Origin of the sequence: Nocardioides asiaticus (assembly GCF_040049175.1) — a bacterium.
Classification (GTDB): Bacteria; Actinomycetota; Actinomycetes; order Propionibacteriales; family Nocardioidaceae; genus Nocardioides; species Nocardioides cheoyonin.
Genome location: NZ_JBDZDM010000001.1, coordinates 598,712 through 623,270, shown reverse-complemented (window position 1 = coordinate 623,270; position 24,559 = coordinate 598,712). Strand labels below are relative to the sequence as shown.

Sequence of the window (24,559 nt, the reverse complement as noted above, 5' to 3'; positions counted from 1 at the left end):
ATGTTTCGGGCGTGCTTCACGCGCTGGCCCGAGCCCAACGGATCATTCACCGATTCCCTCGCTGACCTGCATGGATGCGCGGCGGCCGGGTTACGGTGACGGCATGGCCATCACCGACGAGGACAAGCAGGTCCTCGACCCGCCCTCGATCGCCGCCGAGCTGCTGACCGACTGGCGGCTCCTGGCGGGCCGGCTGTGCGCGAGGTTCGCGACCGGCTCCTTCGCCGCCGGCCTGACGATGGTCAACCAGGTCGCGGAGGAGGCCGAGAAGGCCAACCATCATCCGGATCTCGACCTGCGCTACCCGCACGTCGACGTCACACTGGTCAGCCACGACGTCGGTGGCATCACCCAGCGCGACATCCGGCTCGCGCGGGTGATCAGCGAGATCGCCGACCGGCTCGGCGCGACGCCGCAGCCCGGGTCGCTCCAGATCGTCTCGATCGCGCTCGACACGCCGGACCCCGACGCGATCAGCCCGTTCTGGCAGGCGGTGCTCGGGACGTCGCCGGACCCGTCGTACGACGCGTTCCTCGCCGACACCGACCAGGCGCCCGGGCTGTACCTGCAGCAGACCGACGACCCGCACGGCTTCCACGTCGACATCGACGTCCCCGACGACGTCGCCGAGCAGCGGATCCGCAAGGCGCTCGACAACGGCGGCACGGTCGTCAACGACGGCTTCGCGCCCGCGTGGACAACGCTGGCCGACGCCGACGGCAACCGGGTCGACTTCTCCACCTGGCTGGGGAGGCAGTAGCCGCCGGGATGTCCGGGAAGTGGGACCGCGGTCCCACATGCTGGGACGCGTGTCACACTCGGGTGACACGAAACGATCGCCGCGGTTACGGTGTGCGCATGCTGCACCAGATTCTCGTACTTACCGGGCGCGTCGCCTGAGCCCCAGCCAGCCGACGCGTCTCCCTCCGCTGCCTTCGGGCCGGAGGGTTTTTTGTTGGGATCACACATGCAGCAGTCACCCGGACGACACGAGTAGGAAACGCAGAGACATGAGCGAGCAGGGCGCGTCGGTCACCGGCGCACAGAGCCTGATCAAGTCGCTGGAAGCAGCGGGCGCCGACCACATCTTCGGCATCCCGGGCGGGGCCATCCTCCCGGCGTACGACCCGCTCATGGACTCGAAGATCCGCCACGTCCTCGTACGCCACGAGCAGGGCGCCGGCCACGCCGCCGAGGGGTACGCCGCGGCGACCGGCCGGGTCGGGGTGTGCATGGCCACCTCCGGGCCGGGGGCGACCAACCTGGTCACCCCGATCGCCGACGCCCACATGGACTCGGTGCCGCTGGTCGCGATCACCGGCCAGGTGGGGGAGACCCTGATCGGCACGGACGCCTTCCAGGAGGCCGACATCCGCGGCATCACGATGCCGATCACGAAGCACAACTTCCTGGTCACCGATGCCGCCGAGATCCCGCGCCGGGTGGCGGAGGCGTTCCACATCGCCTCCACGGGCCGGCCCGGCCCGGTGCTCGTCGACGTCGCGAAGAGCGCACTGACCGCACAGACCACCTTCGACTGGCCCACGGAGCTCAGCCTGCCCGGCTACCGGCCGGTGACGAAGCCGCACGCCAAGCAGATCCGCGAGGCGGCCAGGCTCATCCTGGCCAGCCGCAAGCCGGTCCTCTACGTCGGCGGCGGCACCATCCGCTCGCGCGCCCACCGTGAGCTGCGCAGGCTAGCCGACCTCACCGGCATCCCGGTCGTCACCACCCTGATGGCGCGCGGGGCCTTCCCCGACAGCCATCCGCAGCACCTCGGCATGCCGGGCATGCACGGCACCGTCGCGGCGGTCGCCGCGCTGCAGAAGAGCGACCTGATCGTCAGCCTCGGCGCCCGCTTCGACGACCGCGTCACCGGCGACCTGTCCTCCTTCGCGCCGAACGCCGCCGTCATCCACGCCGACATCGACCCCGCGGAGATCGGCAAGAACCGGTACGCCGACGTGCCGATCGTCGGCGACATCAAGGAGGTCGTCACCGACCTGCTGACCGTGCTCGAGCCGGAGGTCGCTGCGGGCCGCACCGGCGACTACCAGGGCTGGATCACCTTCCTCGCCGGGATCAAGGAGAAGTACCCCCTGGGCTACGACGCCCCCGCGGAGGGCCTCGCGCCGCAGTACGTCATCGAGCGGCTCGGCAAGATCGCCGGCCCCGAGGCGCTGTACGTCGCCGGGGTCGGCCAGCACCAGATGTGGGCCGCGCAGTTCATCGGCTACGAACACCCCAACACCTGGCTCAACTCCGGCGGCGCCGGCACCATGGGCTACTCCGTACCCGCCGCGATGGGCGCCAAGGTCGGCCGCCCCGACGCCACCGTCTGGTCCATCGACGGCGACGGCTGCTTCCAGATGACCAACCAGGAGCTCGCCACCTGCGCGATCGAGAACATCCCGATCAAGGTCGCCGTGGTCAACAACGACAACCTCGGCATGGTCCGGCAGTGGCAGACGCTCTTCTACAACGAGCGCTACTCCAACACCAACCTGCAGAAGCACGGCGGACCGGTGCGCATCCCCGACTTCCCGAAGCTCGCGGAGGCCTACGGCTGCGTCGGTCTCGCGTGCGAGAGCGCCGACGACGTGGACGCCACGATCGAGAAGGCCATGGAGATCAACGACGTGCCCGTCGTGGTCGACTTCCGGGTCAACAAGGACGCGATGGTCTGGCCGATGATCGCCGGCGGCGCCAGCAACGACGAGATCCAGTACGCGCGCGACCTCGCGCCCAAGTTCGACGAGGACGACCTCTGATGAGCATCGCACCGCACAAGCAGACGCCGACGGGCAGGCACACCCTCAGCGTCCTGGTCGAGGACAAGCCGGGCGTCCTCGCCCGCATCGCCGGGCTGTTCAGCCGGCGCGGGTTCAACATCGAGTCCCTCGCGGTCGGCCCGACCGAGCACGCCGAGGTCTCCCGGATGACGATCGTCGTCAACGTCGAGGACACCCCTCTGGAGCAGGTGACCAAGCAGCTCAACAAGCTGGTGGAGGTCATCAAGATCGTCGAGCTCGATCCCGCCGCGTCGGTCCAGCGCGAGCTGATGCTGGTCAAGGTCTCCGCCACCGCGGAGACCCGCGGCCAGGTGCTCGAGGTCGTCAACCTCTTCGGCGCCAAGGCCATCGACGTGTGGCCGGACGCGCTGACGGTCCAGATCGTCGGCAACACTGACAAGCTGGCCGACTTCCTGCGCGTGCTCGAGCAGTTCGGCATCCGCGAGCTCGTCCAGTCCGGCGTACTCGCCATCGGCCGCGGCTCGCGGTCGATCTCCGAGCGCAGCCTGCGGCCGGTCGCGGTCCCGGCTCCGCCGGCGGCCGGCTGACCCGGTTCCACCCGGCCGCCGCCCGCGCGCCAGACTCACCCCCAACACAAGAAACAACGAAGGAGAAGCCCCCGTGGCTGAGATGTTCTACGACGACGACGCCGATCTGTCCCTGATCCAGGGCAAGAAGGTGGCGGTCATCGGATACGGCAGCCAGGGTCACGCCCACTCGCTGTCCCTGCGCGACTCCGGCGTCGACGTGCGCATCGGTCTCCAGCCGGAGTCCAAGAGCCGCGCCAAGGCGGAGGCCGAGGGCCTCGTCGTCGGCACCCCCGCGGAGGTCTCGGAGTGGGCCGACGTGATCATGATCCTGGCCCCCGACCAGCACCAGCGGAAGCTGTACGCCGAGGAGATCGCGCCCCACGTGACTCCTGGCAAGGCGCTCGGCTTCGGCCACGGCTTCAACATCCGGTTCGGCTACATCACGCCGCCGGAGGGGGTCGACGTCTTCATGGTCGCGCCGAAGGGCCCCGGCCACCTCGTCCGCCGTGAGTACGTCGACGGCCGCGGCGTCCCGGTGCTCGTGGCCGTCGAGGCCGACGCCTCGGGCAAGGCCTGGGACCTCGCGCTCTCGTGGGCGAAGGGGATCGGCGGCCTCCGCGCCGGCGGCATCAAGACCACCTTCACCGAGGAGACCGAGACCGACCTCTTCGGCGAGCAGGCCGTCCTCTGCGGCGGCGCGTCCCAGCTGATCATGTACGGCTTCGAGACGCTCACCGAGGCCGGCTACCAGCCCGAGGTCGCCTACTTCGAGGTGCTCCACGAGCTCAAGCTCATCGTCGACCTGATGTACGAGGGCGGCATCGCCAAGCAGCGCTGGTCGGTCTCCGACACCGCCGAGTACGGCGACTACGTCTCCGGGCCCCGGGTCATCGACCCGCACGTGAAGGAGAACATGAAGGCGGTCCTGGCCGACATCCAGGACGGCACCTTCGCCAAGCGGTTCATCGCCGACCAGGACGCCGGCGCGCCGGAGTTCAAGGAGTTGCGCGCCAAGGGTGAGCAGCACCCGATCGAGACGACCGGCCGCGAGCTCCGCAAGCTGATGGCCTGGGTCAAGTCCCACGACACCGACTACACCGAGGGCACCGCGACCCGCGACTGACCGCGGGTCGGCGCTTCCGGACGCCGTACGCCCGCCGAGTCGGCGCCTCTGCACACCAGCGCGTGTGCAGCGGCGCCGGCTCGGTGCATTTCAGGGGTGCACAGTGCCGACCCGGCGGGGGTCGGTCGGGTCAGTCGAGCGTGACGACGACGGCGGTGTCGGCGTATGTCAGGCCGTGGCGCTTCAGCGTCAGCGGACCGGCCGTGAGCGCGAGGCGCGCCTTCAGGCCGTACTTCTTCCTGATGGCGGCCATCGTCTCGTCGTACGCGCCGTCGCCCTGGTGGAGCTCGGCGGTGCCGGTCACGGGGACGGTGCCGGGCTTGAGCCTGCCCGACCAGCCGCACGGCTGGAGCGTGAGGCGCGGGTCGCGGCGCAGCCGCTTGGTCTTGCCGGTGCCCATCGCGGTGTAGAAGCCGAGCCGCCCGTCGGGCAGTCGCGAGATCCAGACCGGGGTCGTGACGCCGTCGCCGTTGCGGCGGTACGTCGTGAGGGCGACGCAGGTGGAGTCGGCGAGGTCCATACCGGCAACCTACGCCCGCGGGTGACGGGCGCGAAGGACGAGCGACGGGTACGACGACGCCCCGCCACCCGAGGGCGACGGGGCGTCGGTACGCCGGCGGGACAGGTCAGCCGAGCGAGGACTCGAAGTCGGGGTTGGCCTTGAGCCACTCCTCGACGCCGGTCTCCATGTCGTCCTTGTGCTCCTGCAGGACGGTCTCCTCGAGGCTGCCGAGCTGCTTGTCGTCCATGTGGAACTTCTTCACCATCGCGTCGACCTCGGGGAAGTCGTCGGCGAAGCTGCCGGTGCCGATCGCGTGGATCTGGTCGGGCTTGCCCATGGCGCCCTTCGGGTCCTGGAGGTCACGGATCGGGAACGCGGAGTAGGCCCAGTGCGGCCGCCAGAGCGTGACGACGATCGGCTTCTTGGCGTCGGTCGCCTTCTTGAGCTCGGCGAGCATGCCGGCCGTGGACGACGTCTTCAGGGTCCAGTCGGAGAGGCCGTACTGCGGCATCATCTTCTTCGTCGTCGCGGTCAGCCCCGCGCCCGGCTCGATGCCGATGATCGTGTTGTCGAACTCGTCGGCGTGTGCCTTCAGGTCGGACAGCGACTTCACGTCGGTGACGTAGTTCGGCACCGCGATGGTCAGCGGCGCGCTGTCGTACCACGTCTTGATGTCGGTCAGCTGGCTGCCGTACTTCTTCCAGTACGACGCGTGCGTGGCCGGCAGCCAGCCGTCGAAGAAGAGGTCGATGTCGCCCTTGGACAGGCCGACGTAGGTCGGACCGGCGTCGGCGATCTGCTGGATCGTGACGTCGTACCCCTTGTCCTCGAGGACCTGCTGCCACAGGTGGGTGACGGCGACGTCCTCGTCCCAGTTGATGTAGCCGATCGTGATCTGCTTGCCTCCGCCGGCGTTGTCTCCGCCGCCACCGGTCTCGCTGTTGCCGCTGGCGCAGCCGGCCACGCCCAGGAGGGCGAGGGCCGCGACCGCGGCGCCGAGCTTGAGGCGCTTCATGATGACTCCTTCTCGTCGTTCATCTCGGGGTACTGGGTTGCGCGCCCCGGACGCTCATGTCGCCCGGGGCGGGGGTAGGCGGTCAGGACTGCGTGACGACTGCCGGCTGCGGCGAAGCCTGGCGTCGGCGGAGGAACCGTCGGGCCTTGGCGACCGGGGACTCCGCGGTCCGGCTGAGACCGGCGGTGACGCGGTCGAGGTAGATGGCCAGGATCACGACCGAGACGCCGGCCTCGGCGCCCTGACCGATCTGCAGCGAGGTCAGTGCCGCCGTGACGTCGCTCCCGAGCCCGGGAGCGCCGACCATGCCGCCGATGACGACCATCGACAGCGACAGCATGATCACCTGGTTGACGCCCGCCATGATCGTCGGCATCGCGAGCGGGATCTGGACACCGCGCAGGATCTTGCCGGACGTCGCCCCGAACGCCTGGCCCGCCTCGACCATCTCGGCGTCGACCTGGCGGATCCCCAGCTCGGTGAGGCGTACGCCGGGCGGCAGCGCGAAGACGATCGTCGCGAGCACGCCGGCCGCCTGGCCGAGGCCGAAGAGGAACAGGACCGGCAGCAGGTAGACGAAGGCGGGCAGCGTCTGCATGAAGTCCATGACCGGACGGGTGATCGCCGAGGCGATGCGCGACCGGGCCGCGAGGAGACCGATCGGGATCGAGAGGACGATCGCGATCACCGCGGCGACCACGATGAGCGCCAGGGTCTCCATGGCGGCGCTCCACTCGTCGAACGAGTCGATCAGCAGCAGGCCGACGGCGGCCACGATCGCGAGCTTCCAGCCGCGGGAGAGGAAGGCGATGGCCGCCAGCACGATCACCACGACGATGATCGGCGCCGAGAGCAGCCCGTCGGTGATGTGGCCGACGATGCTGTTGAGGACGTTTGCGACGCCGTCGAAGAAGCCGCCCCAGTGGGTGGTCAGCCAGTCGACGGCGTCGCTGGCCCACTCGCCGAGGTTGATGCGCGGCATGAGGTTCAGGGGGATGGTCATCAGGTCAGGCACTGGCGGACTCCTCGTCGGCGACGACCGGGGCGTCGGCGTACGCACCGAGCGCGGACAGCAGGGTGACGGTCGGGATGACCCCGATCAGCCGCTCCTCGTCGTCGATCACGGGCAGCGGGACGGTCGTGGCCGCGGACGGTCCGAAGAGCTCGGCGAGCGCGGTCTGGCCGTGGACGGGCGTCGGCGCCGGGTGCAGCAGCGTGTCGAGGCCCTCCTGGTCCAGGTTCGCGCTGACGTCCTCCTCGGTGACGTAGCCGAGCAGGCGGCGGTCGCGGCCGACGACGTACAGGCTCTTCTGCTGCTGCTCCCGCATCAGCTTGTGGGCGGCCCTGGGCCCCTGCTCGCCGCCGAGGACGGCGACGGGCTGCTCCATCACGGAGGAGGCGGTGAGGACGCGGGTCCGGTCGACGTCGGCGACGAACTGCGCGACGTAGTCGTTGGCGGGGTCGGTCAGGATCTCCTCGGCCGTCCCGATCTGCACGATGCGCCCGTTGCGCATCATCGCGATCCGGTCGCCGAGGCGCATCGCCTCGTTGAGGTCGTGGGTGATGAAGAGGATGGTCTTGCCGAGCTTGTGCTGCAGCTCGATCAGCTGGTCCTGCATGTCCCGCCGGATCAGCGGGTCGAGGGCGCTGAACGCCTCGTCCATCAGCAGGATGTCGGTGTCGGCGGCGAGCGCCCGGGCGAGGCCGACGCGCTGGCGCATCCCGCCGGACAGCTCGCCGGGACGGTGGTTGTCCCAGCCGCTGAGGCCGCACAGCTCGAGCGCCTCGTGGGCGCGATCGCGGCGCTCCGCCTTCGCGACGCCCTGCGTCTCGAGGCCGTACGCCGCGTTGTCCAGCACGGTGCGGTGCGGGAACAGCGCGAAGTGCTGGAAGACCATGCTGATCCGCTCCCGGCGGAGCCGGCGCAGGTCGCGGCGGCTGGCGCCGGTCAGGTTCTCGCCGTAGACCTCGACGTGACCGGCGGTGGGCTCGTAGAGCCCGTTCATCATCCGGATCAGCGTCGACTTGCCGGAGCCCGAGAGACCCATGACGACGAAGATCTCGCCCTCCTCGACGGCGAAGGAAGCGTCGATGACCGCCGGGGTCAGCCCTGACCGCTTGAGCGCCTCGGGGTCCTCGCCGGACTCGAGACGGGCCACGCCGGCCCGGCCCTTCCGGCCGAACACCTTGTAGAGATGGTGTGCTTCGATCGCAGGCAAAAAGCCCCCTCGTCGTTGGGTCAGGTCAAGGCGCGCCAGGCGCGTCTGTCACGTCAGAGAACCTTTCCAACCCATCACAGGAGGAGGGTTTCCGCAAACCGGGACTGGGGTACCGGCGGCCGCTCGGCAGGGTCGGCGAGGCCTTCCGGCGCCCTGCAGGAAGGGGCCGGAATGGATCGGAGGGCCGCCGATGTTCTCCGCTTCATGGTTGCCCAGGTCATGCGCATCGACATCTGGTCCGACGTCGTCTGCCCGTGGTGCTACATCGGGAAGCGACGACTGGAGAAGGCGCTGGAGGGGTTCGCGCACCGCGACCGGGTGGAGCTGGTCTACCACTCCTTCCAGCTCGACCCGAGCGCCCCGCGGGTGCCGACCGAGACCGCCCGGGAGATGCTCGCGCGGAAGTACCGCATGACGCCCGAGCAGGCCGCCGAGACCCAGGGCCGCGTGACCTCGCTGGCCGCCGAGGAGGGGATGGCCTGGCGCCACGCCGAGTCGCCGTTCGTCAACACCCTCGACGCCCATCGGCTGCTCCACCTCGCGCTCGCGGAGGGCCGCCAGGCCGAGCTGAAGGAGGCGCTCATGCACGCCTACTTCGGCGAGGCGCGCAACGTCGCCGACCACGCCGAGCTCCGCAAGCTCGCGGTCGGGGTCGGCCTCGACGAGGGCCGGGTCGACGAGGTCCTCGGCAGCCGGGAGTTCGAGGACGCGGTCGAGGCCGACGTACGCCGGGCGGCGTCGTACGGCGCGACGGGGGTGCCGTTCTATGTCGTCGACGGGAAGTACGGCGTCAGCGGCGCCCAGCCGATCGAGCTGTTCGCCCAGGTGGTCCAGCGGGCCTGGGACGAGTCGCACCCGGGCCTCGAGATCGTGACCGGCTCCACCGACGAGGCGGACGCCTGCGGGCCCGACAGCTGCGCCCTCTGACCGGACCACGACCGGCGCGCGACGGCAGGGGCGAAGGTCCCGGCACCATCTGCGGCACGGCCCGTGACTTGACCGGCCGGGGATGGCTATGGTGCGGTGAGGCTAACCTAAGATAGCCTCACCTAAGCCATCCGTCCGGAGCGCCGCAGCTCCCCGAGCCCGAATCGAAACGCCCGTGCTGCCCACCTTCGTCATCGGCCTTCGCGAGGGCCTCGAGGCGGCGCTCATCGTCTCGATCGTCGCGACCTTCCTGCGCCGAAACGCGGCCTCCCTGCGCGGCCTCTGGCTCGGCGTCGGGGCCGGCGTCCTGCTGAGCGTCGCCGTCGGTGTCGTGCTCAAGCTCGTCGAGGAGAGCCTGCCGCAGCGCCAGCAGGAGGCCATGGAGACGGTGATCGGCGGCGTCGCGGTCTTCTTCGTGACCGGCATGGTGCTCTGGATGCGCACGCATGCGCGGACGATGAAGCGGGAGCTGGAGACGGCCGCCGCGGCCGCGCTGAAGGACGGCACCACCACCGCGCTCGCCGTGATGGCGTTCCTCGCGGTGCTGCGCGAGGGCTTCGAGACCTCCGTCTTCCTGCTCGCGACGTTCCAGAGCGCGGGCGACGCGCCCGCGGCGATGACCGGCGCGGTGCTCGGCATCCTCGTGGCCGTCGGGCTGGGCTGGGGCATCTACGCCGGCGGCGTACGCCTCAACCTCGCGCGGTTCTTCAAGGTCACCGGCGTCTTCCTCGTGCTCGTGGCCGCCGGCCTCGTCATGAGCGCGCTGCGCACCGGACACGAGGCCGGCTGGGTGACGGTGGGCCAGGGCAGCACCGTCGACCTCACCTGGCTGACCCCCAACGGCTCGATCCGCTCCGCCCTCGTCACCGGGGTCCTCGGCATCCCCACCGACCCCCGCGTCGTCGAGGTGCTCGGCTGGGCGGCCTACCTCGTCCCGATGCTCGCCCTGATGTTCTGGCCGGCCCGGCTGCGCCCGAGCCCCGCGCTCGCGCAGCGGCTCCGGCTCATCGGCGCCGGCGCGATGGCCGTCGTGGCCGTGGGGCTGTTCGCGCTCGTGCGGCAGCCGTCCGCCGACGTACCCGCCCAGGCGCCGGTCAGCGGCGGCGGCACCGCCGTGGTCGCCGTCGACGGCGACCACGCCACCCTGACCGCCGACGGCCGCACGACCACGCTCACCCACCCGACGGCGACCTCGGCGGAGGGCGCCGACACCCGCTGGACCGCGACGAAGGTCGCCGGCGACCTGCCGAGCCGCCTCGACGTCGACCGGCTGCTCACCTACACCGGCAACCGCATCCCCGTCGGTCTGAGCGTCGCCACCGCCCCCGGTCCGTACGCCGCCCGCTGGTCCGACAGCACCGGCCTGACCGTGCTGACCCGCGACGGCGGGCTCGTCGACGCCCGCACCGGCGGCCGCCTCGTGCTCACCATCTCCGGCGGCGGCCTGACCTCGCCCCGCACGTTCACCGTGGAGGGCGCCGGCAGCGGCGGCACCTGGACGGTCGACGAGGCGTACGCCGCCGACCTCTCCGCGAAGATCGCCGACGCCGATGCGGCCGCCCACGACCGCACCCTGTGGAAGCACTGGGTCCCGGTCGCGCTTCTGCTCGGCGCCGCTCTCCTCCTCGTCTCCGCCCGCCGGCACCGTGCCGCGGCGGGGCCCGCGGTCGTCGCGACCGCCCACGACCCTGCGCGCACCGAGGCGGCGCAGGCGCCTGCACCGGAAGGAACCACCACCCATGCCGACTCCCTTGCGTAGGAGCTCAGCCCTCGCCGCCCTCTCGGTCCTCGCCGTCGCCGCCCTCGCGGGCTGCGGCAGCTCCGAGGACAAGGGCGACGACACGTCAGCGACCAGCAAGGGCTCGGGCGCCTCGCAGGTGAACGTCACGCTCGCCAGCGGCGGCGGCGGCGACGAGTGCCAGGTCGACACCAAGGAGCTGGCGGCCGGCCCCGTCACCTTCACGGTCAAGAACGAGAGCGCCACCGGCATCACCGAGGTGGAGCTGCTCAGCGGCCAGCGCATCCTGGGCGAGAAGGAGAACCTCGCGCCCGGCCTGCCGGAGGTGCACTTCACCGTCACCCTCGGCGGCGGCGACTACGAGATCTACTGCCCCAACGCGGCGACCGAGAAGACCCCGATCAAGGTCACCGGCGAGGCCAGCGCCTCGCCGACCGGCAGCGCGGCCCAGCAGCTGGCGCAGGGCGTCACCGAGTACACCCAGTACGTCAACCTCCAGGTCGACAACATGGTCACCGCGGTCCGGAACCTCCAGAAGGCGGTCGACGCCGGGGACCTGGCCAAGGCCCAGCAGGCCTACGGCGAGGCCCGGCCGTTCTACGAGAAGATCGAGTCCGACGTCGAGGGCTTCGTGCTCCCGGGCTTCGACGCGACCGACAACCACGGCAACCTCGACTACCTCATCGACATGCGGGCCTCCAACCTCGACCCCGCGGTCGGCTGGCACGGCTTCCACGCCGTCGAGCGCGACCTGTTCGGCCGCAAGCAGATCACCGCGAGCACCAAGAGGCTCGCCGCCGAGCTGACGACCAACGTCACGAAGCTCGCGAAGGTCGCCAAGACGCTGAAGCTCAAGCCCGAGGACCTCGCCAACGGCGCCGCCGGGCTCCTCGAGGAGGTCCAGGCCAACAAGATCTCCGGCGAGGAGGAGGCCTTCAGCCATATCGACCTCGTCGACTTCGCCAACAACGTCGAGGGCGCCCAGCAGGCCTTCGAGGCGCTGCGCGCCGGGCTCACCGAGATCGACCCGACGCTGACCGAGACGATCAGCAAGCGCTTCCAGGCCGTCACCTCGATGCTCGAGGACTACAAGGACCCGAACGCGATCGGCGGCTACAAGACCTACACGCCGCAGCTGAAGAAGACCGACGCCAACAAGCTGAGCCAGACGGTGCAGGCCCTCCAGGACCCGCTGAGCCGGCTGGCCGAGAAGGTGGCCACCGCCTGATGACCTCCGAGCCGCACCGGGCGCAGGACCGTACGCCGGACGCCCCCGCCACCCGCGGGGGCCTGTCCCGGCGTCGGCTCTTCGCCGGCGCCGGTGCCGGGGTGGCCGTCGGCGCCGTCGCCGGGTTCGCGGGCGGCCGCGGCACCGCCAACGCCCAGCCGGCGACCGACGCGGGCGACTCGGTGGACCTGAGCCGGAGCCACACGTTCTACACGGGCAGCCACCAGGCGGGCATCGAGACGCTGCCGCAGCGGCACTGCGTCTACATGACCTTCGACCTCACCACGACCAGCGTCACCGACCTTCAGGTCCTGCTCGCCCGCTGGTCGGCGGGGATCGCCCAGATGATGGCCGGCCGCCCGATCGGCACGGTGGCGCCCGATCGCGCCGGCGCCGTCGCGCAGGACACGGGGGAGGCCTACGAGCTCGGGCCGAGCTCGCTCACGGTGACGCTCGGGCTCGGGCCGGGTGTCTTCGACGGCCGGTTCGGGCTGGCGGGCAAGAGGCCGCGGCTGCTCGCCGACCTGCCTTCGCTGCCGAGCGACTCGCTCCAGCCGGCCCTGACCGGCGGCGACCTGTCGCTGCAGGCCTGCGCCGACGACCCGCAGGTCGCCTACCACGCGATCCGCGACCTCGCCCGGATGGGCCGCGGCACCGTCAACACCCGCTGGACGGTCATGGGCTTCGGCCGGGCATCGGCCGGCAAGGGGCAGATGACGCCGCGCAACCTGATGGGGTTCAAGGACGGCACCCGCAACATCAAGGAGCCGGCCGAGTTCGACGAGTTCGTCTGGGTCGGCGACGACGAGCCCGCCTGGATGCGCGGCGGCACCTACCAGGTCGCGCGCAAGATCCGGATGGACATCGAGATCTGGGACTCCGACGACGTCACCGACCAGCAGCGGGTCATCGGCCGCACCAAGGAGGTCGGCGCCCCGCTGTCGGGGAAGAAGGAGTTCGACACCCCCGACTTCCACAAGACCGTGTCCGGCAAGGCGGCCATCGACCCGACCTCCCACATCGCGCTCGCCGCCCACGAGAACAACGGCGGCATCAAGATCCTGCGCCGCAGCTACAACTTCACCGACGGGATCAACGATCTCGGCCAGCTCGACGCCGGGCTGCTCTTCATCAGCTACCAGAACGACCCGGGCCACTTCGTCACGCTGCAGCGCCGGCTCGGCAGCTCCGACCTGCTGAACGAGTACATCGCCCACATCGGGTCCGGCATCTTCGCCGTACCTCCCGCGCCGCGCGAGGGGCACTACCTCGCCGAGGGGCTGTTCAGCTGATCCGGGGTCAGTTCACGGCGTCGGCCGAGCGGCCCGTCGTACGCGTGCCGAGGACGCCGACGTCGACCGCCAGCAGGCCCATCACGACCGCGACGACGCTGAAGACCGTTCCTGCGCCGTGGTCGAGCAGGATCGGCAGCAGCACGAAAGGCATGACGCCGGTGACGACCTTCGAGAGGGAGTACGCCGCTCCGGCGGCCGTCGCGCGGACCGCGGTGGGGTAGGACTCCGACAGGTAGACGTGGTAGGCGTTCGAGAACAGGTTGCTGACCAGCGTGTACGCCACCCCGAAGACCACGATCAACGCCGCCGACCCGGCCAGCCCGAAGAGCACCCCGAAGAGCGCCATCCCCAGGGCGCTGCCGATGACGAGCCACTTGCGCTCGACCCGCTCCACGACCGGGACGGCGATCAGCGAGCCGATGGGGTAGCCGACGGCCGTCGCCGCCACGAAGCCGAGCGACTCGACGATGTCGAAGCCCTTCGTGATCAGCGCCTGCGGGGCGAGCGTGCCGAAGCCGTAGTACCCGAAGACCTCCAGCGCGCTGAGGATCCAGAGCATCACCGTGCGGCGGAGGTACGGCGCCTTGAAGAGCGCGGCCAGCGGGAGGTTCTCACGCCGGGTCGGGCGTACGGCGGGGTCCGGCTCGGCCAGGGTGTGACCGGCCGCGCGGGCCTCGTCCTCCATTGACGCCACGATCCGCTCCGCCTCGTCGTGCCTGCCGGCCAGCTCGAGCCAGCGCGGCGACTCGGGCAGCCCGCGGCGCACGAGCCAGACGGCGAAGGAGCCCAGCGCGCCGAGGACGAACAGGATGCGCCAGCCGTCGATCCCGCCGGGGGAGAGCGGCACCAGCCAGCGGGCGAGCAGCGCCACGGTCGGCACTCCCAGGAAGGAGAGCGTGTAGGCCCAGGAGATGAACCGGCCGCGGACCTTCCGCGGCATCAGGTCCGACAGGTAGGTGTCGGCGAGGGCGTACTCCGCGCCGATGCCGACGCCCGCGAAGAAGCGCGTGACCACCAGGAAGATCGCGTTCGGGCTGAAGGCGCCGAGCAGCGAGAAGAACGAGTAGACGGCCAGGTTGATCATGAACGCCGGCCGGCGGCCGACGCGGTCGGCGAACCTGCCCATGAAGATCGCGCCGAGGAACTGGCCGAGGAAGGCCGAGCCGAGGACGAGCGCGAGCTCGTTGCGGCCCAGCGTCAGCTCCGCCTGGAGGACCGCCGAGATGGTCGAGGCCAGGAAGTTCTCGTACGCGTCGAAGAAGAGGCCGAGGCCGATCACCAGCGTCGCGACGACGTGGGTCCGGGTGATGGGCAGCCGGTCGAGGCGGGCGGCCACCGAGTAGCCGGCGGCGGGGGGCGTGGTGTTCCGAGCGACAGTCACGCGGGCGGACTCTACTCAGCCGTCGGCCCACTTCGACAGAACCCCACATGGGCACGGAAATGCCGGCGCTCCGGCGCCGTGAGACTGCAATTTCCCCACAATGGCGGGAAAGTGACGCCGGCCGGCTACCGCTTCGTCGCGATGAGCACCGAGGTGTCGCCCGCGACCATCACCTCGACGGTGGTGAACCGCTCGTCGGTCAGCCACTGCTCGCGCAGCGTGTCGACGCGGCCGTGGACGAGGGGCGGCCAGACCTCCGACGGGGTCAGGTCGTCGACGACGACGATCCCGCCCTCCTCGACGAGGTCGACGATCTTCTCGACGGTCACCTCGCCGGGTGTCTCGGCGTCGAGGAAGAGCAGCGAGAACGGCCCCTGGTCGCGCAGGGTGTTCCAGTCCGCCGCGAGGACCTCGACCTGCGGGTCGTCCTCGAAGATCTCCGCCGCCGACTTCGCGAGCACCTCGTCGAGCTCGGCGGTGACGATGCGCGCGGTCTCCCGGCGTACGCCGGAGCGGAGCCAGGCGGTGCCGACGCCGCAGCCGGTGCCGAACTCCGCCATCGTTCCGTCGCGGGTCGCCGAGAGGGTGGCGAGCAGCCGCCCGGTCTCGTTGCGGCAGAACGAGACGTAGCCGGCGCGTCGGGACACGTCGAAGGCCCGGGTGACGATCTCCGGCAGCTCCGGCGGGGCGCTCATGCCTCTAGTGTCGCCGACCCGGGGGGTCGGTCTCCACCGCCGGACCGTCGTCTCGGATCCCGGACGGTTTGCGGCGTTCCGTGGCCGCGACGGGCGCCGCGCCGTACGCTGGCCGCACCATGCGGAAGATTCTCCTCGTAGCCGAGCGCCGCGACGGGGCCACACAGCAGTAGCTGTCGGAGAGGCCACCTCGTCGCGGTGGTCTCTACGTACTTCTTTCGTAGCCGGCTTCTCCTCCCCCTGTAGGCCGGTCAACGAAGGAGAGCCGACATGTACGAGATGTATCCCGAGTGGGGTCCTGCCCGCCACGACCCGGAGCACCCGCAGAGCCAGGAGGCCGTCCAGCGGGCGCTCGACCTGCGGGACAACGGCGGCGAGCGCCCCGACGACAACTAGTCTGCGGTCCATGACCGACGCAACTGGCGCATCAGGCCTCAAGCTCGCAGTGATCCCCGGCGACGGCATCGGGCCGGAGGTGACGGCCGAGGCGCTCAAGGTCCTCGAGGCCGCCTCGCCCGTGAAGTTCGAGCAGACCCGCTACGACCTCGGCGCCGACCGCTACCTCCGCACCGGCGAGGTGCTGCCGGACTCCGTGCTCGCCGAGATCCGCGAGCACGACGCGATCCTGCTCGGCGCCGTCGGCGGCAAGCCCAACGACCCGAACCTGCCGCCCGGCATCCTCGAGCGCGGCCTGCTGCTCAAGCTCCGCTTCGAGCTCGACCACTACGTCAACCTGCGCCCGTCGCGGCTCTTCCCGGGCGCGACCTCGCCTTTGGCGAACCCCGGTGACATCGACTTCGTCGTCGTACGCGAGGGCACCGAGGGGCTCTACACCGGCAACGGAGGAGCGATGCGCGTCGGTACGCCGCACGAGGTCGCCACCGAGGTGTCGGTCAACACCGCCTTCGGCGTCGAGCGGGTCGTCCGCGACGCGTTCGCCCGCGCCCAGCGTCGGCCAGCCAAGTTGCTCACCCTGGTCCACAAGACCAACGTGCTCGTCAACGCCGGCTCGCTGTGGTGGCGGACCACCCAGGCGGTGGCGGAGGAGTTCCCCGAGGTGACCGTCGACTACCTGCACATCGACGCGGTCATGATCTTCCTGGCCACCGACCCGGCCCGCTTCGACGTGATCGTCACCGACAACATCTTCGGCGACATCATCACCGACCTCGCCGCGGCCGTCACCGGCGGCATCGGGCTCGCCGCCTCGGGCAACGTCAATCCCGACCGCACCGCTCCGTCGATGTTCGAGCCGGTCCACGGCTCCGCGCCCGACATCGCCGGTCAGCAGAAGGCCGACCCGACGGCGGCCATCCTCTCCGCCGCGCTGCTGCTCGACCACCTCGGCCACACCGACGCCGCCGCGGCCATCGACGCGGCCGTCCTGGCCGACCTCACCGACCGGGGCGCGGAGCCCCGTCCCACCTCCGAGGTCGGCGATGCCATCGCCGCCCGCCTCGGCTGAAGTCTTCACCTCTGAAAGGTCTAGGTTGATCCCATGGAGATCACCACGACGCTGTCGTCGAACCCTGCCAGCGACGAGCGGCTTGCGGAGATCCTCGCCGAGCCCGGCTTCGGCAACTACTTCACCGACCACATGCTCGTGGCCGAGTGGACCCCCGAGAAGAGCTGGCACGACGCCCGGATCGAGCCCTACGGTCCGCTGCGGCTCGACCCCGCGACCGCCGTCCTGCACTATGCGCAGGAGATCTTCGAGGGGATGAAGGCCTACCGCCACGAGGACGGGTCGGTCTGGGCGTTCCGCCCGGAGGCCAACGCCGTACGCATGGCGAAGTCGGCCCAGCGGCTGGCGATGCCGTCGCTCGACGTCGAGGACTTCGTGCAGTCGGTCTTCGAGCTGGTGAAGGTGGACCAGCGCTGGGTGCCCGAGGCGTCCGAGGGCAGCGAGAAGAGCCTCTACCTGCGGCCGTTCATGTTCGCCTCCGAGCCGTTCCTCGGCGTGCGCTCGGCCCACCACATCACCTACATGGTCATCGCCTCGCCCGCCGGCGCGTACTTCAAGGGCGGCGTCAAGCCGGTCCGGATCTGGCTCTCCGAGCACTACACCCGCGCCGGGCGCGGCGGCATGGGAGCGGCCAAGACCGGCGGCAACTACGCCGCCTCGCTGGTCGCCCAGGACGAGGCGTCCGCCCACGGCTGTGACCAGGTGGTCTTCCTCGACGCGAGCGAGGGGAAGTACGTCGAGGAGCTCGGCGGCATGAACCTCTACTTCGTGTACGCCGACGGGCGGATCGTCACCCCGGAGACCGGCACGATCCTCGAGGGCATCACCCGCGCCTCGGTGATCGAGCTGGCCGGCAAGCTCGGCTACCAGGTCGAGGAGCGCAAGTTCGCGATCGACGAGTGGCGGGCGGGTGTCGCCTCCGGAGAGATCACCGAGGTCTTCGCCTGCGGCACCGCCGCGGTCGTCACGCCGGTCGGTGAGCTGGTCTGGGAAGGCGGCTCGCTGCCGTCGGTGCCCTCCGGCAACGTCGGCGCCACCATCCGCAAGCAGCTCGTCGACATCCAGTTCGGCCGCGCCGACGACACGTTCGGCTGGATGCGTCGCATCGTCTGAACGCGACCCGGCGCCCCGAGGCGTGCAGAAGCGCCGAGTCGGCGAGGTGCCAGGTAACCTCGCACCGTGACGACTGCGCCGCGCCGGAAGGCCGAGGGGACCCGGACGGTCGGGGACTACACCCTGCTCGCGCCGCTGGGCGAGGGCGGGATGGGCGTTGTCCATCTCGCTCGCAACGAGCGCACGGGGGAGCGGGTCGCACTCAAGATCCTACGGCCGCAGATCGTCGGCGACGAGGAGGGCCGGGCGCGGCTCGCGCGCGAGGTATCCTCGCTCGGCCGGGTCCGCAGCCGCTGGATCGCGGAGATCGTCGACGCCGACCCGTGGGGACCGGTGCCCTACGTCGCCACCCGCTACGTCCCCGGCCTCTCCCTCCACGACGAGGTGCTCGAGGAGGGGCCGATCGCCGGACCCGACCTGATGTGGTTCGCCCGCGGCCTGGCCGAGGGGATCGCGGCCTGCCACGAGGCCGGTGTGCTCCACCGCGACGTGAAGCCGTCCAACGTGATCATGGAGGGCCGCACCCCCGTCCTCATCGACTTCGGGCTCGCGCGGGTCGCCGACGACCCGAAGATCACCCACACCGGCTGGCTGCTCGGCACGCCGGGCTACCTGCCTCCCGAGATCCTGCACGGCGACGACGCCACTCCGGCCACCGACGTCCACAGCTGGGCGGCGACCGTCGCGTACGCCGCCACTGGCCGGCCGCCGTTCGGCAAGGGCCCGTCGATGGCGATCATGGACCGCGCCCGGCGCGGGCAGTTCGACCTGGCGGGCGCGCCCGACGAGCTGCGCCCGGTGCTCGCGGCGGCGCTGTCGCCGGACCCGGGCCGACGGCCCACCCTCGAGGTGCTCCTCGCCTGGCTGCGTGACCCGTCGGCCCCGAGCCCGGTCGCCGTGCCGTCGTACGCCGGCCGTGGCGGTCCGGCGCGCGAGGATCCGCAGCCGACGCTGCCGTACTCCGTCGCGCGGGGATCCGACACCGAGCCCGAGACCGAGCCTGAGCGGACCCTGGTGGACTCCTGGGACGCTGCGCCCGCGAAGCCGGGCTTCGCGATGCTGACCCGTCGCTTCCTGCTCTGGCTGGCCGCGGGCCTGGCCGCGGGCGCCGGCCTCGCGGCGTACCCCTGGGTCACCCTCGTCGCCCTCCTCGCCCTGGTCTGGGTGCTGCGCAGCGCCTCGCTGGCGTCGTCCCACGTCGCGCGCCGGCGGGAGGTGCGCGGCGCGAAGTGGTACGACGGCCCGCGGCTCGTCCTCGGCGCGCCGTGGGACCTCGTCCGCTCGGTGCCGAGCACCGTCCTGCTCCAGCTGTGGGCGATCGGCATCGCGATCGCGGCCGTCCTGGTCTGCTATGCGGTGGCCGCGCCGCTCGCCTCGACGCTCTACGTCGGCGGGGTCGTGCTCGCCGCGATGCTCTGGCTCGGCCCCGGGGGCGAACGCGTCCGCGGGCCGCTCGCCGGCGTCGTCCACCCGCTCGCGCGCGGGCTGCGGCGGTGGGCGGTCGCCTTCTGCCTCGTCATCGCCGTCGGCGCCGCACTGCTGTGGTCGCTCTCGATCAACGGCGTCGACTGGTTCCCGGGGACCGATGAGCCCAAGGTCGCCTCGATCTTCCACTGAGTCGGGGTCGCGATCCGCGCCCGGATCCTGAGACCCCTGCCCGGATCGCGGAGGACATGGCAGGATGGGTGCCGTGACGACGTTCACCATCATCATTCGCTAGCGCGCTGAGCCCCAGCCCAGCGCGCCACCTCTCGTGCCCCGAGAGGTTTTTTTATGCCCCGACGACCCCCGACGACCCCCGACGACTGAGACGAAGAAGATGAGCATGGACCTGCAGGGCGCGTTCCACGTCTACGACACCACGCTGCGCGACGGCGCGCAGCAGGAGGGCCTCAACCTCACGGTGGCCGACAAGCTGGCGATCGCCCGCCAGCTGGACGGGCTCGGCGTCGGCTTCATCGAGGGCGGCTGGCCGGGGGCGAACCCCAAGGACACCGAGTTCTTCCGACGGGCGCAGAGCGAGCTCGACCTCAAGCACGCCCGGCTCGCGGCGTTCGGGTCGACCCGGCGGGCCGGCGTACGCGCCGCCGACGACCCGATGGTCGCCGCGCTGCGTGACTCCGGCGCCTCGGTCGTCACGCTGGTCGCCAAGTCGCACGACCGCCACGTCGAGCTCGCCCTGCGGACGACGCTCGAGGAGAACCTCGCGATGATCCGCGACACCGTCGCCCACCTGCGCGCCGAGGGGCAGCAGGTGTTCCTCGACGCCGAGCACTTCTTCGACGGCTACCGCGCCAACCGGGACTACGCGCTCGAGGTGCTCCGGACGGCGTACGACGCCGGGGCCGAGGTCGTCGCGCTGTGCGACACCAACGGCGGGATGCTGCCGTCCTGGGTCGCCGACGTGGTCGACGACGTCGTGGCCACCGGCGTACGCGTCGGCATCCACTGCCACAACGACACCGGCTGCGCCGTCGCCAACACGCTCGCCGCCGTCGACGCGGGCGCGACCCACGTGCAGGGCTGCATCAACGGCTACGGCGAGCGCACCGGCAACGCCGATCTCGTCTCCGTGGTCGCCAACCTGCAGCTCAAGCTCGGCCGGCAGGTGCTGCCCGACGGGCTCCTCCAGGAGGCCACCCGGACGGCGCACGCCGTAGCCGAGGTGACCAACGTGCCGCCCGCCTCCCGCCAGCCGTACGTCGGCGCGAGCGCCTTCACCCACAAGGCCGGCCTGCACGCCTCGGCGATCAAGGTCGACCCGGACCTCTACCAGCACATGGACCCCGTCGGGGTCGGCAACGACATGCGGCTGCTGGTCTCCGACATGGCCGGCCGGGCCTCGATCGAGCTGAAGGGCAAGGAGCTCGGCTACGACCTCTCCGGCGACCGTGCGCTGGTCACGCGGGTCACCGAGCGGGTCAAGGAGCTCGAGGGCCGCGGCTACACCTTCGAGGCGGCCGACGGCTCCTTCGAGCTGCTGCTGATGGAGGAGGTGGAGGGCCGGCGGCCGTCGTACTTCGACGTCGAGTCGTGGCGCGTCATCAGCGAGGCGCGGGTCAACGGCGCGGTGGGCGAGGGCGGCGCGCAGAAGGAGACCGAGGCGACGGTCAAGATCCATGCCGGCGGCGTCCGGTACGTCGTCACCGGCGAGGGCAACGGCCCGGTCAACGCGCTCGACCAGGCGCTGCGGACGGCGATCACCCAGGCCTACCCGGTCGTGGCGCAGTTCCAGCTCATCGACTACAAGGTCAGGCTCTTCGACCAGGGCCACGGCACCGACGCGAAGACCCGGGTCCTGATCGAGACCAGCGACGGCGAGGACTCCTGGGTCACCGTCGGCGTCGGCACCAACGTCGTCGAGGCCTCGTGGGAGGCGCTGGTCGACGGACTCACCTTCGGCCTGCGGCGGCACCTGAAGGAGGGCTGACCGCGCCGGAGACGCGCTGGCCCGGCTCCCGGCGCGCTCCTCAGGTCCCGGGGACGCCGTGGACCGAGACGGTCAGCAGCACGACTGAGTCCTCGACCGCCTCGAGGTCGTGACGGGCCGGCGGGATGAGCGCGTAGTCGCCGGGCCCGCCCTCCCACGTGTCGCCGTCGGCGTGGACGCGGACCGTGCCGCGCAGGACCTGCACGGTCGCCTCGCCGGGGCTCTCGTGGTCGCCGAGGCGCTGCCCGGCGACCAGGGCGATCAGGGTCTGCCGCAGCGCGTGGTCCCGACCGCCGTGCAGCGTGTGCGAGCTGCGGCCCGCCGCGGTGTCGGCCGCCTTGGCCAGGTGCTCCTCGGCCAGCGAGGAGAGGGAAACGCCGTTCATCGAGACCTCCTCGTCCCGGTCGTCGTCGTCATTGCCAACATAGCGGCCCCGCGGCGCCACTTCCCGCACCCGGCGCCAGCGTCTACGTTGGCGGCATGGCCGAGCTCCACGACCTCACCGCCCTCGAGCAGGGCGAGCTGCTGCAGCGGTGCGAGATCTCGCCGGGCGAGCTCGCCGAGCACTACCTCAACCGGATCGACAAGCTCGACGACGTCGGCGCGTTCGTGACGATCGCCGAGGAGCGGATCTCCTCCTGCGCGCGCGAGCTGTCGATCAAGCCGGTCGGCGCCTCACCGCTGTGGGGCGTGCCGACGGCGATCAAGGACCTCAACGTCACCAAGGGGGTCCGGACGACCTTCGGCTCGAAGGCGTTCGAGGACTACATGCCGGACGTCTCCGACGAGGTCACCCTCGCGATCGAGGCGGCCGGGATGATCTCGCTCGGGAAGACCAACACGCCGGAGTTCGGCTCGCCGTGCTACACCGAGCCCGACGTCGCACCGCCGGCCGTCACGCCGTGGGACCGCACACGGATGGCCGGCGGGTCGAGCGGCGGCGCCGGGGCCGCGGTGGCGGCCGGCCTGGTCCCGCTGGCCCAGGGGTCCGACGGCGGCGGCTCGATCCGCATCCCGGCCTCCTGCTGCGGGCTGGTCGGCCTCAAGCCCAGTCGTGGGCGGATCTCCAGCGGGCCGGCGTACGGCGACCCGACCGGCCTCGCGACCGCGGGCCCGATCGCGCGCACGGTCCGTGACGCGGCCGCCCTCCTCGACGTGCTCGCGGGCCACCGGCCGGGTGACCCGTACTGGGCCCCGGAGCCCGTCGGCACCTTCCTCGAGGCCTGCGACCGACCGCCAGGCCGCTTGAGGATCGCCCGGTTCATCGAGCCGCTCTTCGTCGAGGCCGACGTACACCCGGAGTGCCGGCAGGCGTGGGAGGACGCATCCCGTCTGCTCGAGTCGCTCGGCCACGAGGTCGTCGACATCCCGCGGCCGCTCGCACCCGAGCTCGGCAAGACCTTCAGTCCGCTGTGGACGGTGCTCACCGCGCTGTCGACCAGCCGGGTGCCGGAGGAGCGCCGCGACCTGCTCCGTCCGCTGACCCGCTGGCTCGGCGAGAAGGGCGAGAGGGTGAGCGGCGTGGAGTTCGGGCTGGCGCTGGCCGAGGCGCGGAGGTACGCCGCCGACGGGCTGCGCACGCTGGCGGCGTACGACGCCGTCCTCACGCCCACGCTCGCCAGCCCGCCGCTGCCAGTCGGCGCGCTCCGCAACGACGAGGAGCCGTGGAACGACTTCCACGCCCAGGGCGAGTTCACGCCGTGGACCTCGGCGTGGAACCTCACGGGCATGCCGGCGATCTCGCTGCCGCTGCACTGGACGCCCGAGGGACTGCCGGTGGGCGTCATGCTCGCCGGCCGCCCGGCGGAGGAGGAGGTGCTGCTCTCGCTGGCCGCGCAGATCGAGGAGGCAGTGCCCTGGGCCGACCGGAAGCCGCCGGGCTGGAGCTCTTGAACCTCACGCGGCGTCAGGGCCTAGCGTCCCCGTCATGGAGTCGCCACAGTCGCTGCGCATCGGCGAGGTCGCCCGGCGGACGGGCCTGACCGAGCGGACCCTGCGCTACTACGAGGAGCTCGGCCTGCTCGCGCCCGAGCGCGGGTCCCGCGGCCAGCGGGAGTACGACGCCGGCGCGCTGGCGCGGCTCTACCGGATCCGGCTGCTGCGCGACCTCGGCACGCCGCTGGCGGAGATCGACCCGGAGGACGGCGACCTCGGGCCGGTCGTGCAGCGCCATCTGCTGGAGCTCGACGAGCGGCTCGCCGCACTGGGCCGTCTGCGGGAGAAGGTACGCGCCGTCGAGGCCTCGCTGCTGCGGCACGACCGCCCGACCGACGACGAGCTGATCGGGCTGCTCGCCGGCATGCCTGCCGAGGAGCCCGCGCTCACCCGCCGGATCACGCTCCTGGTCTACCGAGACCTCGAGGCCGCGGCCGACTTCCTGGTCACGGTCTTCGGGCTGGGGGCCGGGCCGCCCCACCGCGACGAGTCCGGCACGGTCGTACACGCGGAGCTGTCCGCCGGCGACGGCCTGCTCTGGCTGCACCGGGTGGCACCGGAATTCGGGCTCGCCTCGCCCGCGAGCCTGGGTGCCGCGACCGCGTGCATGGCGGTCTGGGTGGACGACCTCGATGCTCACCACGAGCGGGTGGCCGGCGCCGGGGCTGAGGTCGTCAACCCGCCCAGGACGATGCCCTACGGCGTACGTGAGTACGACGCCCGCGATCCCGAGGGTCATCTGTGGTCGTTCATGCAGGCACTGGAAGGGGAGACCGATGAGTGAGCTGACGCCGTACCTCGCCCTGCCCGACGCGCGCGCCGCGATGAGGTGGTACGCCGACGTCCTCGGCGCGGAGGTGACCTATGAGCCGATCGTGATGCCGGACGGCCGCGTCGGGCACGCCGAGATGAGCATCGACGGCGCCCGGCTCATGCTGGCCGACGCGCACCCGGAGATCCAGGTCGTCGCGCCGGACCCGAGCGGCAGCCCCGTCACGCTCCACCTCACCGTGACGGACGTGGACCGGCTCGCCGCCGCCGCGAAGGATGCCGGCGCGGTCGTCGATCGGGGGCCGGAGGACTCCCCGCCCGTCGGCCGGGTCGCCGTCTTCCGCGATCCGTTCGGGCACCGGTGGTTCCTCAACCAACCGCTGGCGTAGCGACCGTCGTT

At 71.4% G+C, this 24,559-nt stretch carries 23 protein-coding genes; 16 read left to right on the top strand and 7 right to left on the bottom strand.

All coding sequences use genetic code 11. From position 1 onward, the window contains the following. Positions 1-103: 103 nt before the first annotated feature. From ABLE53_RS03005 to ilvC, 4 genes are all read left to right on the top strand, one after another. A complete protein-coding gene (locus ABLE53_RS03005) occupies positions 104-760 on the top strand; it encodes a 4a-hydroxytetrahydrobiopterin dehydratase (protein WP_348857122.1) in 657 nt (218 codons plus the stop codon). 250 nt (positions 761-1,010) lie between these two features. After that, on the top strand, positions 1,011-2,771 hold the full coding sequence (locus ABLE53_RS03000) for an acetolactate synthase large subunit (protein WP_425474833.1): 1,761 nt from the start codon (positions 1,011-1,013) through the stop codon (positions 2,769-2,771). Further along, positions 2,771-3,340: an acetolactate synthase small subunit gene (ilvN, locus tag ABLE53_RS02995; protein ID WP_348857120.1), complete on the top strand. Its 570-nt coding sequence runs from the start codon at positions 2,771-2,773 to the stop codon at positions 3,338-3,340. The genes ABLE53_RS03000 and ilvN overlap by 1 nt, the downstream gene beginning before the upstream one ends. Before the next feature lie 73 nt (positions 3,341-3,413). Further along, entirely contained in the window at positions 3,414-4,445 is a 1,032-nt protein-coding gene (gene ilvC, locus ABLE53_RS02990) for a ketol-acid reductoisomerase (RefSeq protein ID WP_348857119.1), read from the top strand. A 130-nt stretch (positions 4,446-4,575) separates the two neighbouring features. Here the strand turns inward: ilvC and ABLE53_RS02985 are convergent, their stop codons facing one another. The 4 genes from ABLE53_RS02985 to ABLE53_RS02970 form a co-directional block, all read right to left on the bottom strand. Then, complete coding sequence (locus ABLE53_RS02985) at positions 4,576-4,965, bottom strand: PPOX class F420-dependent oxidoreductase (RefSeq protein WP_348857118.1); 390 nt, start codon at positions 4,963-4,965, stop codon at positions 4,576-4,578. A 106-nt stretch (positions 4,966-5,071) separates the two neighbouring features. Beyond that, positions 5,072-5,962 carry a glycine betaine ABC transporter substrate-binding protein gene (locus ABLE53_RS02980; RefSeq protein ID WP_348857117.1) on the bottom strand — a complete coding sequence of 297 codons (891 nt, stop codon included), beginning with the start codon at positions 5,960-5,962 and terminating at the stop codon, positions 5,072-5,074. A gap of 82 nt (positions 5,963-6,044) precedes the next feature. Beyond that, positions 6,045-6,965, bottom strand: a complete 921-nt coding sequence (locus ABLE53_RS02975; RefSeq protein ID WP_348857116.1) for an ABC transporter permease — start codon at positions 6,963-6,965, stop codon at positions 6,045-6,047. A 4-nt stretch (positions 6,966-6,969) separates the two neighbouring features. Further along, complete coding sequence (locus ABLE53_RS02970; RefSeq protein ID WP_348857115.1) at positions 6,970-8,181, bottom strand: quaternary amine ABC transporter ATP-binding protein; 1,212 nt, start codon at positions 8,179-8,181, stop codon at positions 6,970-6,972. A gap of 204 nt (positions 8,182-8,385) precedes the next feature. On the opposite strand from ABLE53_RS02970, the gene ABLE53_RS02965 reads away from it, so the two are divergent. From ABLE53_RS02965 to efeB, 4 genes are all read left to right on the top strand, one after another. Then, positions 8,386-9,108, top strand: a complete 723-nt coding sequence (locus ABLE53_RS02965; protein ID WP_348857114.1) for a DsbA family oxidoreductase — start codon at positions 8,386-8,388, stop codon at positions 9,106-9,108. Positions 9,109-9,283: 175 nt separating this feature from the next. Next, positions 9,284-10,867 carry an iron uptake transporter permease EfeU gene (gene efeU / locus ABLE53_RS02960; RefSeq protein WP_348857112.1) on the top strand — a complete coding sequence of 528 codons (1,584 nt, stop codon included), beginning with the start codon at positions 9,284-9,286 and terminating at the stop codon, positions 10,865-10,867. Continuing rightward, complete coding sequence (efeO, locus tag ABLE53_RS02955) at positions 10,848-12,074, top strand: iron uptake system protein EfeO (RefSeq protein ID WP_348857111.1); 1,227 nt, start codon at positions 10,848-10,850, stop codon at positions 12,072-12,074. Before efeU ends, efeO begins: the two co-directional genes overlap by 20 nt. Continuing rightward, entirely contained in the window at positions 12,074-13,366 is a 1,293-nt protein-coding gene (gene efeB / locus ABLE53_RS02950; protein ID WP_348857110.1) for an iron uptake transporter deferrochelatase/peroxidase subunit, read from the top strand. The genes efeO and efeB overlap by 1 nt, the downstream gene beginning before the upstream one ends. Positions 13,367-13,373: 7 nt before the next feature. On the opposite strand, the gene ABLE53_RS02945 is transcribed toward efeB, so the two are convergent. Together ABLE53_RS02945 and ABLE53_RS02940 are read right to left on the bottom strand one after the other, a co-directional pair. Continuing rightward, entirely contained in the window at positions 13,374-14,750 is a 1,377-nt protein-coding gene (locus tag ABLE53_RS02945; RefSeq protein ID WP_348857109.1) for an MFS transporter, read from the bottom strand. Positions 14,751-14,875: 125 nt separating this feature from the next. Then, entirely contained in the window at positions 14,876-15,445 is a 570-nt protein-coding gene (locus ABLE53_RS02940) for an O-methyltransferase (protein WP_348857108.1), read from the bottom strand. A 270-nt stretch (positions 15,446-15,715) separates the two neighbouring features. Between ABLE53_RS02940 and ABLE53_RS02935 the strand changes: the two genes are divergently transcribed. The 5 genes from ABLE53_RS02935 to cimA all read left to right on the top strand — a co-directional run bounded on the left by ABLE53_RS02935 (position 15,716) and on the right by cimA (position 21,453). Then, positions 15,716-15,841: a hypothetical protein gene (locus ABLE53_RS02935; RefSeq protein ID WP_348857107.1), complete on the top strand. Its 126-nt coding sequence runs from the start codon at positions 15,716-15,718 to the stop codon at positions 15,839-15,841. A gap of 10 nt (positions 15,842-15,851) precedes the next feature. Next, entirely contained in the window at positions 15,852-16,910 is a 1,059-nt protein-coding gene (locus ABLE53_RS02930) for a 3-isopropylmalate dehydrogenase (RefSeq protein ID WP_348857106.1), read from the top strand. Positions 16,911-16,943: 33 nt separating this feature from the next. Beyond that, entirely contained in the window at positions 16,944-18,023 is a 1,080-nt protein-coding gene (locus ABLE53_RS02925; RefSeq protein ID WP_348857104.1) for a branched-chain amino acid aminotransferase, read from the top strand. Between the two features lie 66 nt (positions 18,024-18,089). Continuing rightward, positions 18,090-19,640, top strand: coding sequence for a serine/threonine-protein kinase (locus tag ABLE53_RS02920; protein WP_348857102.1), 1,551 nt, complete (start codon positions 18,090-18,092; stop codon positions 19,638-19,640). Between the two features lie 208 nt (positions 19,641-19,848). Next, positions 19,849-21,453 carry a citramalate synthase gene (gene cimA / locus ABLE53_RS02915; RefSeq protein WP_348857101.1) on the top strand — a complete coding sequence of 535 codons (1,605 nt, stop codon included), beginning with the start codon at positions 19,849-19,851 and terminating at the stop codon, positions 21,451-21,453. Positions 21,454-21,493: 40 nt separating this feature from the next. Here cimA and ABLE53_RS02910 read toward each other — a convergent pair whose 3' ends face one another. Further along, complete coding sequence (locus ABLE53_RS02910) at positions 21,494-21,838, bottom strand: cupin domain-containing protein (protein ID WP_348857098.1); 345 nt, start codon at positions 21,836-21,838, stop codon at positions 21,494-21,496. Between the two features lie 95 nt (positions 21,839-21,933). Here ABLE53_RS02910 and ABLE53_RS02905 point away from each other — a divergent pair, with 95 nt between their 5' ends. Genes ABLE53_RS02905 through ABLE53_RS02895 form a run of 3 tightly spaced genes read left to right on the top strand, consistent with a single transcriptional unit; the run spans position 21,934 to position 24,548 of the window. Next, a complete protein-coding gene (locus ABLE53_RS02905; RefSeq protein WP_348857097.1) occupies positions 21,934-23,346 on the top strand; it encodes an amidase in 1,413 nt (470 codons plus the stop codon). A gap of 34 nt (positions 23,347-23,380) precedes the next feature. Further along, positions 23,381-24,172 carry a MerR family transcriptional regulator gene (locus ABLE53_RS02900; RefSeq protein ID WP_348857096.1) on the top strand — a complete coding sequence of 264 codons (792 nt, stop codon included), beginning with the start codon at positions 23,381-23,383 and terminating at the stop codon, positions 24,170-24,172. Further along, the gene (locus ABLE53_RS02895) at positions 24,165-24,548 is read left to right on the top strand and encodes a VOC family protein (RefSeq protein WP_348857095.1); all 384 of its coding nucleotides are present in this window, start codon (positions 24,165-24,167) and stop codon (positions 24,546-24,548) included. Before ABLE53_RS02900 ends, ABLE53_RS02895 begins: the two co-directional genes overlap by 8 nt. Positions 24,549-24,559: the final 11 nt, after the last annotated feature.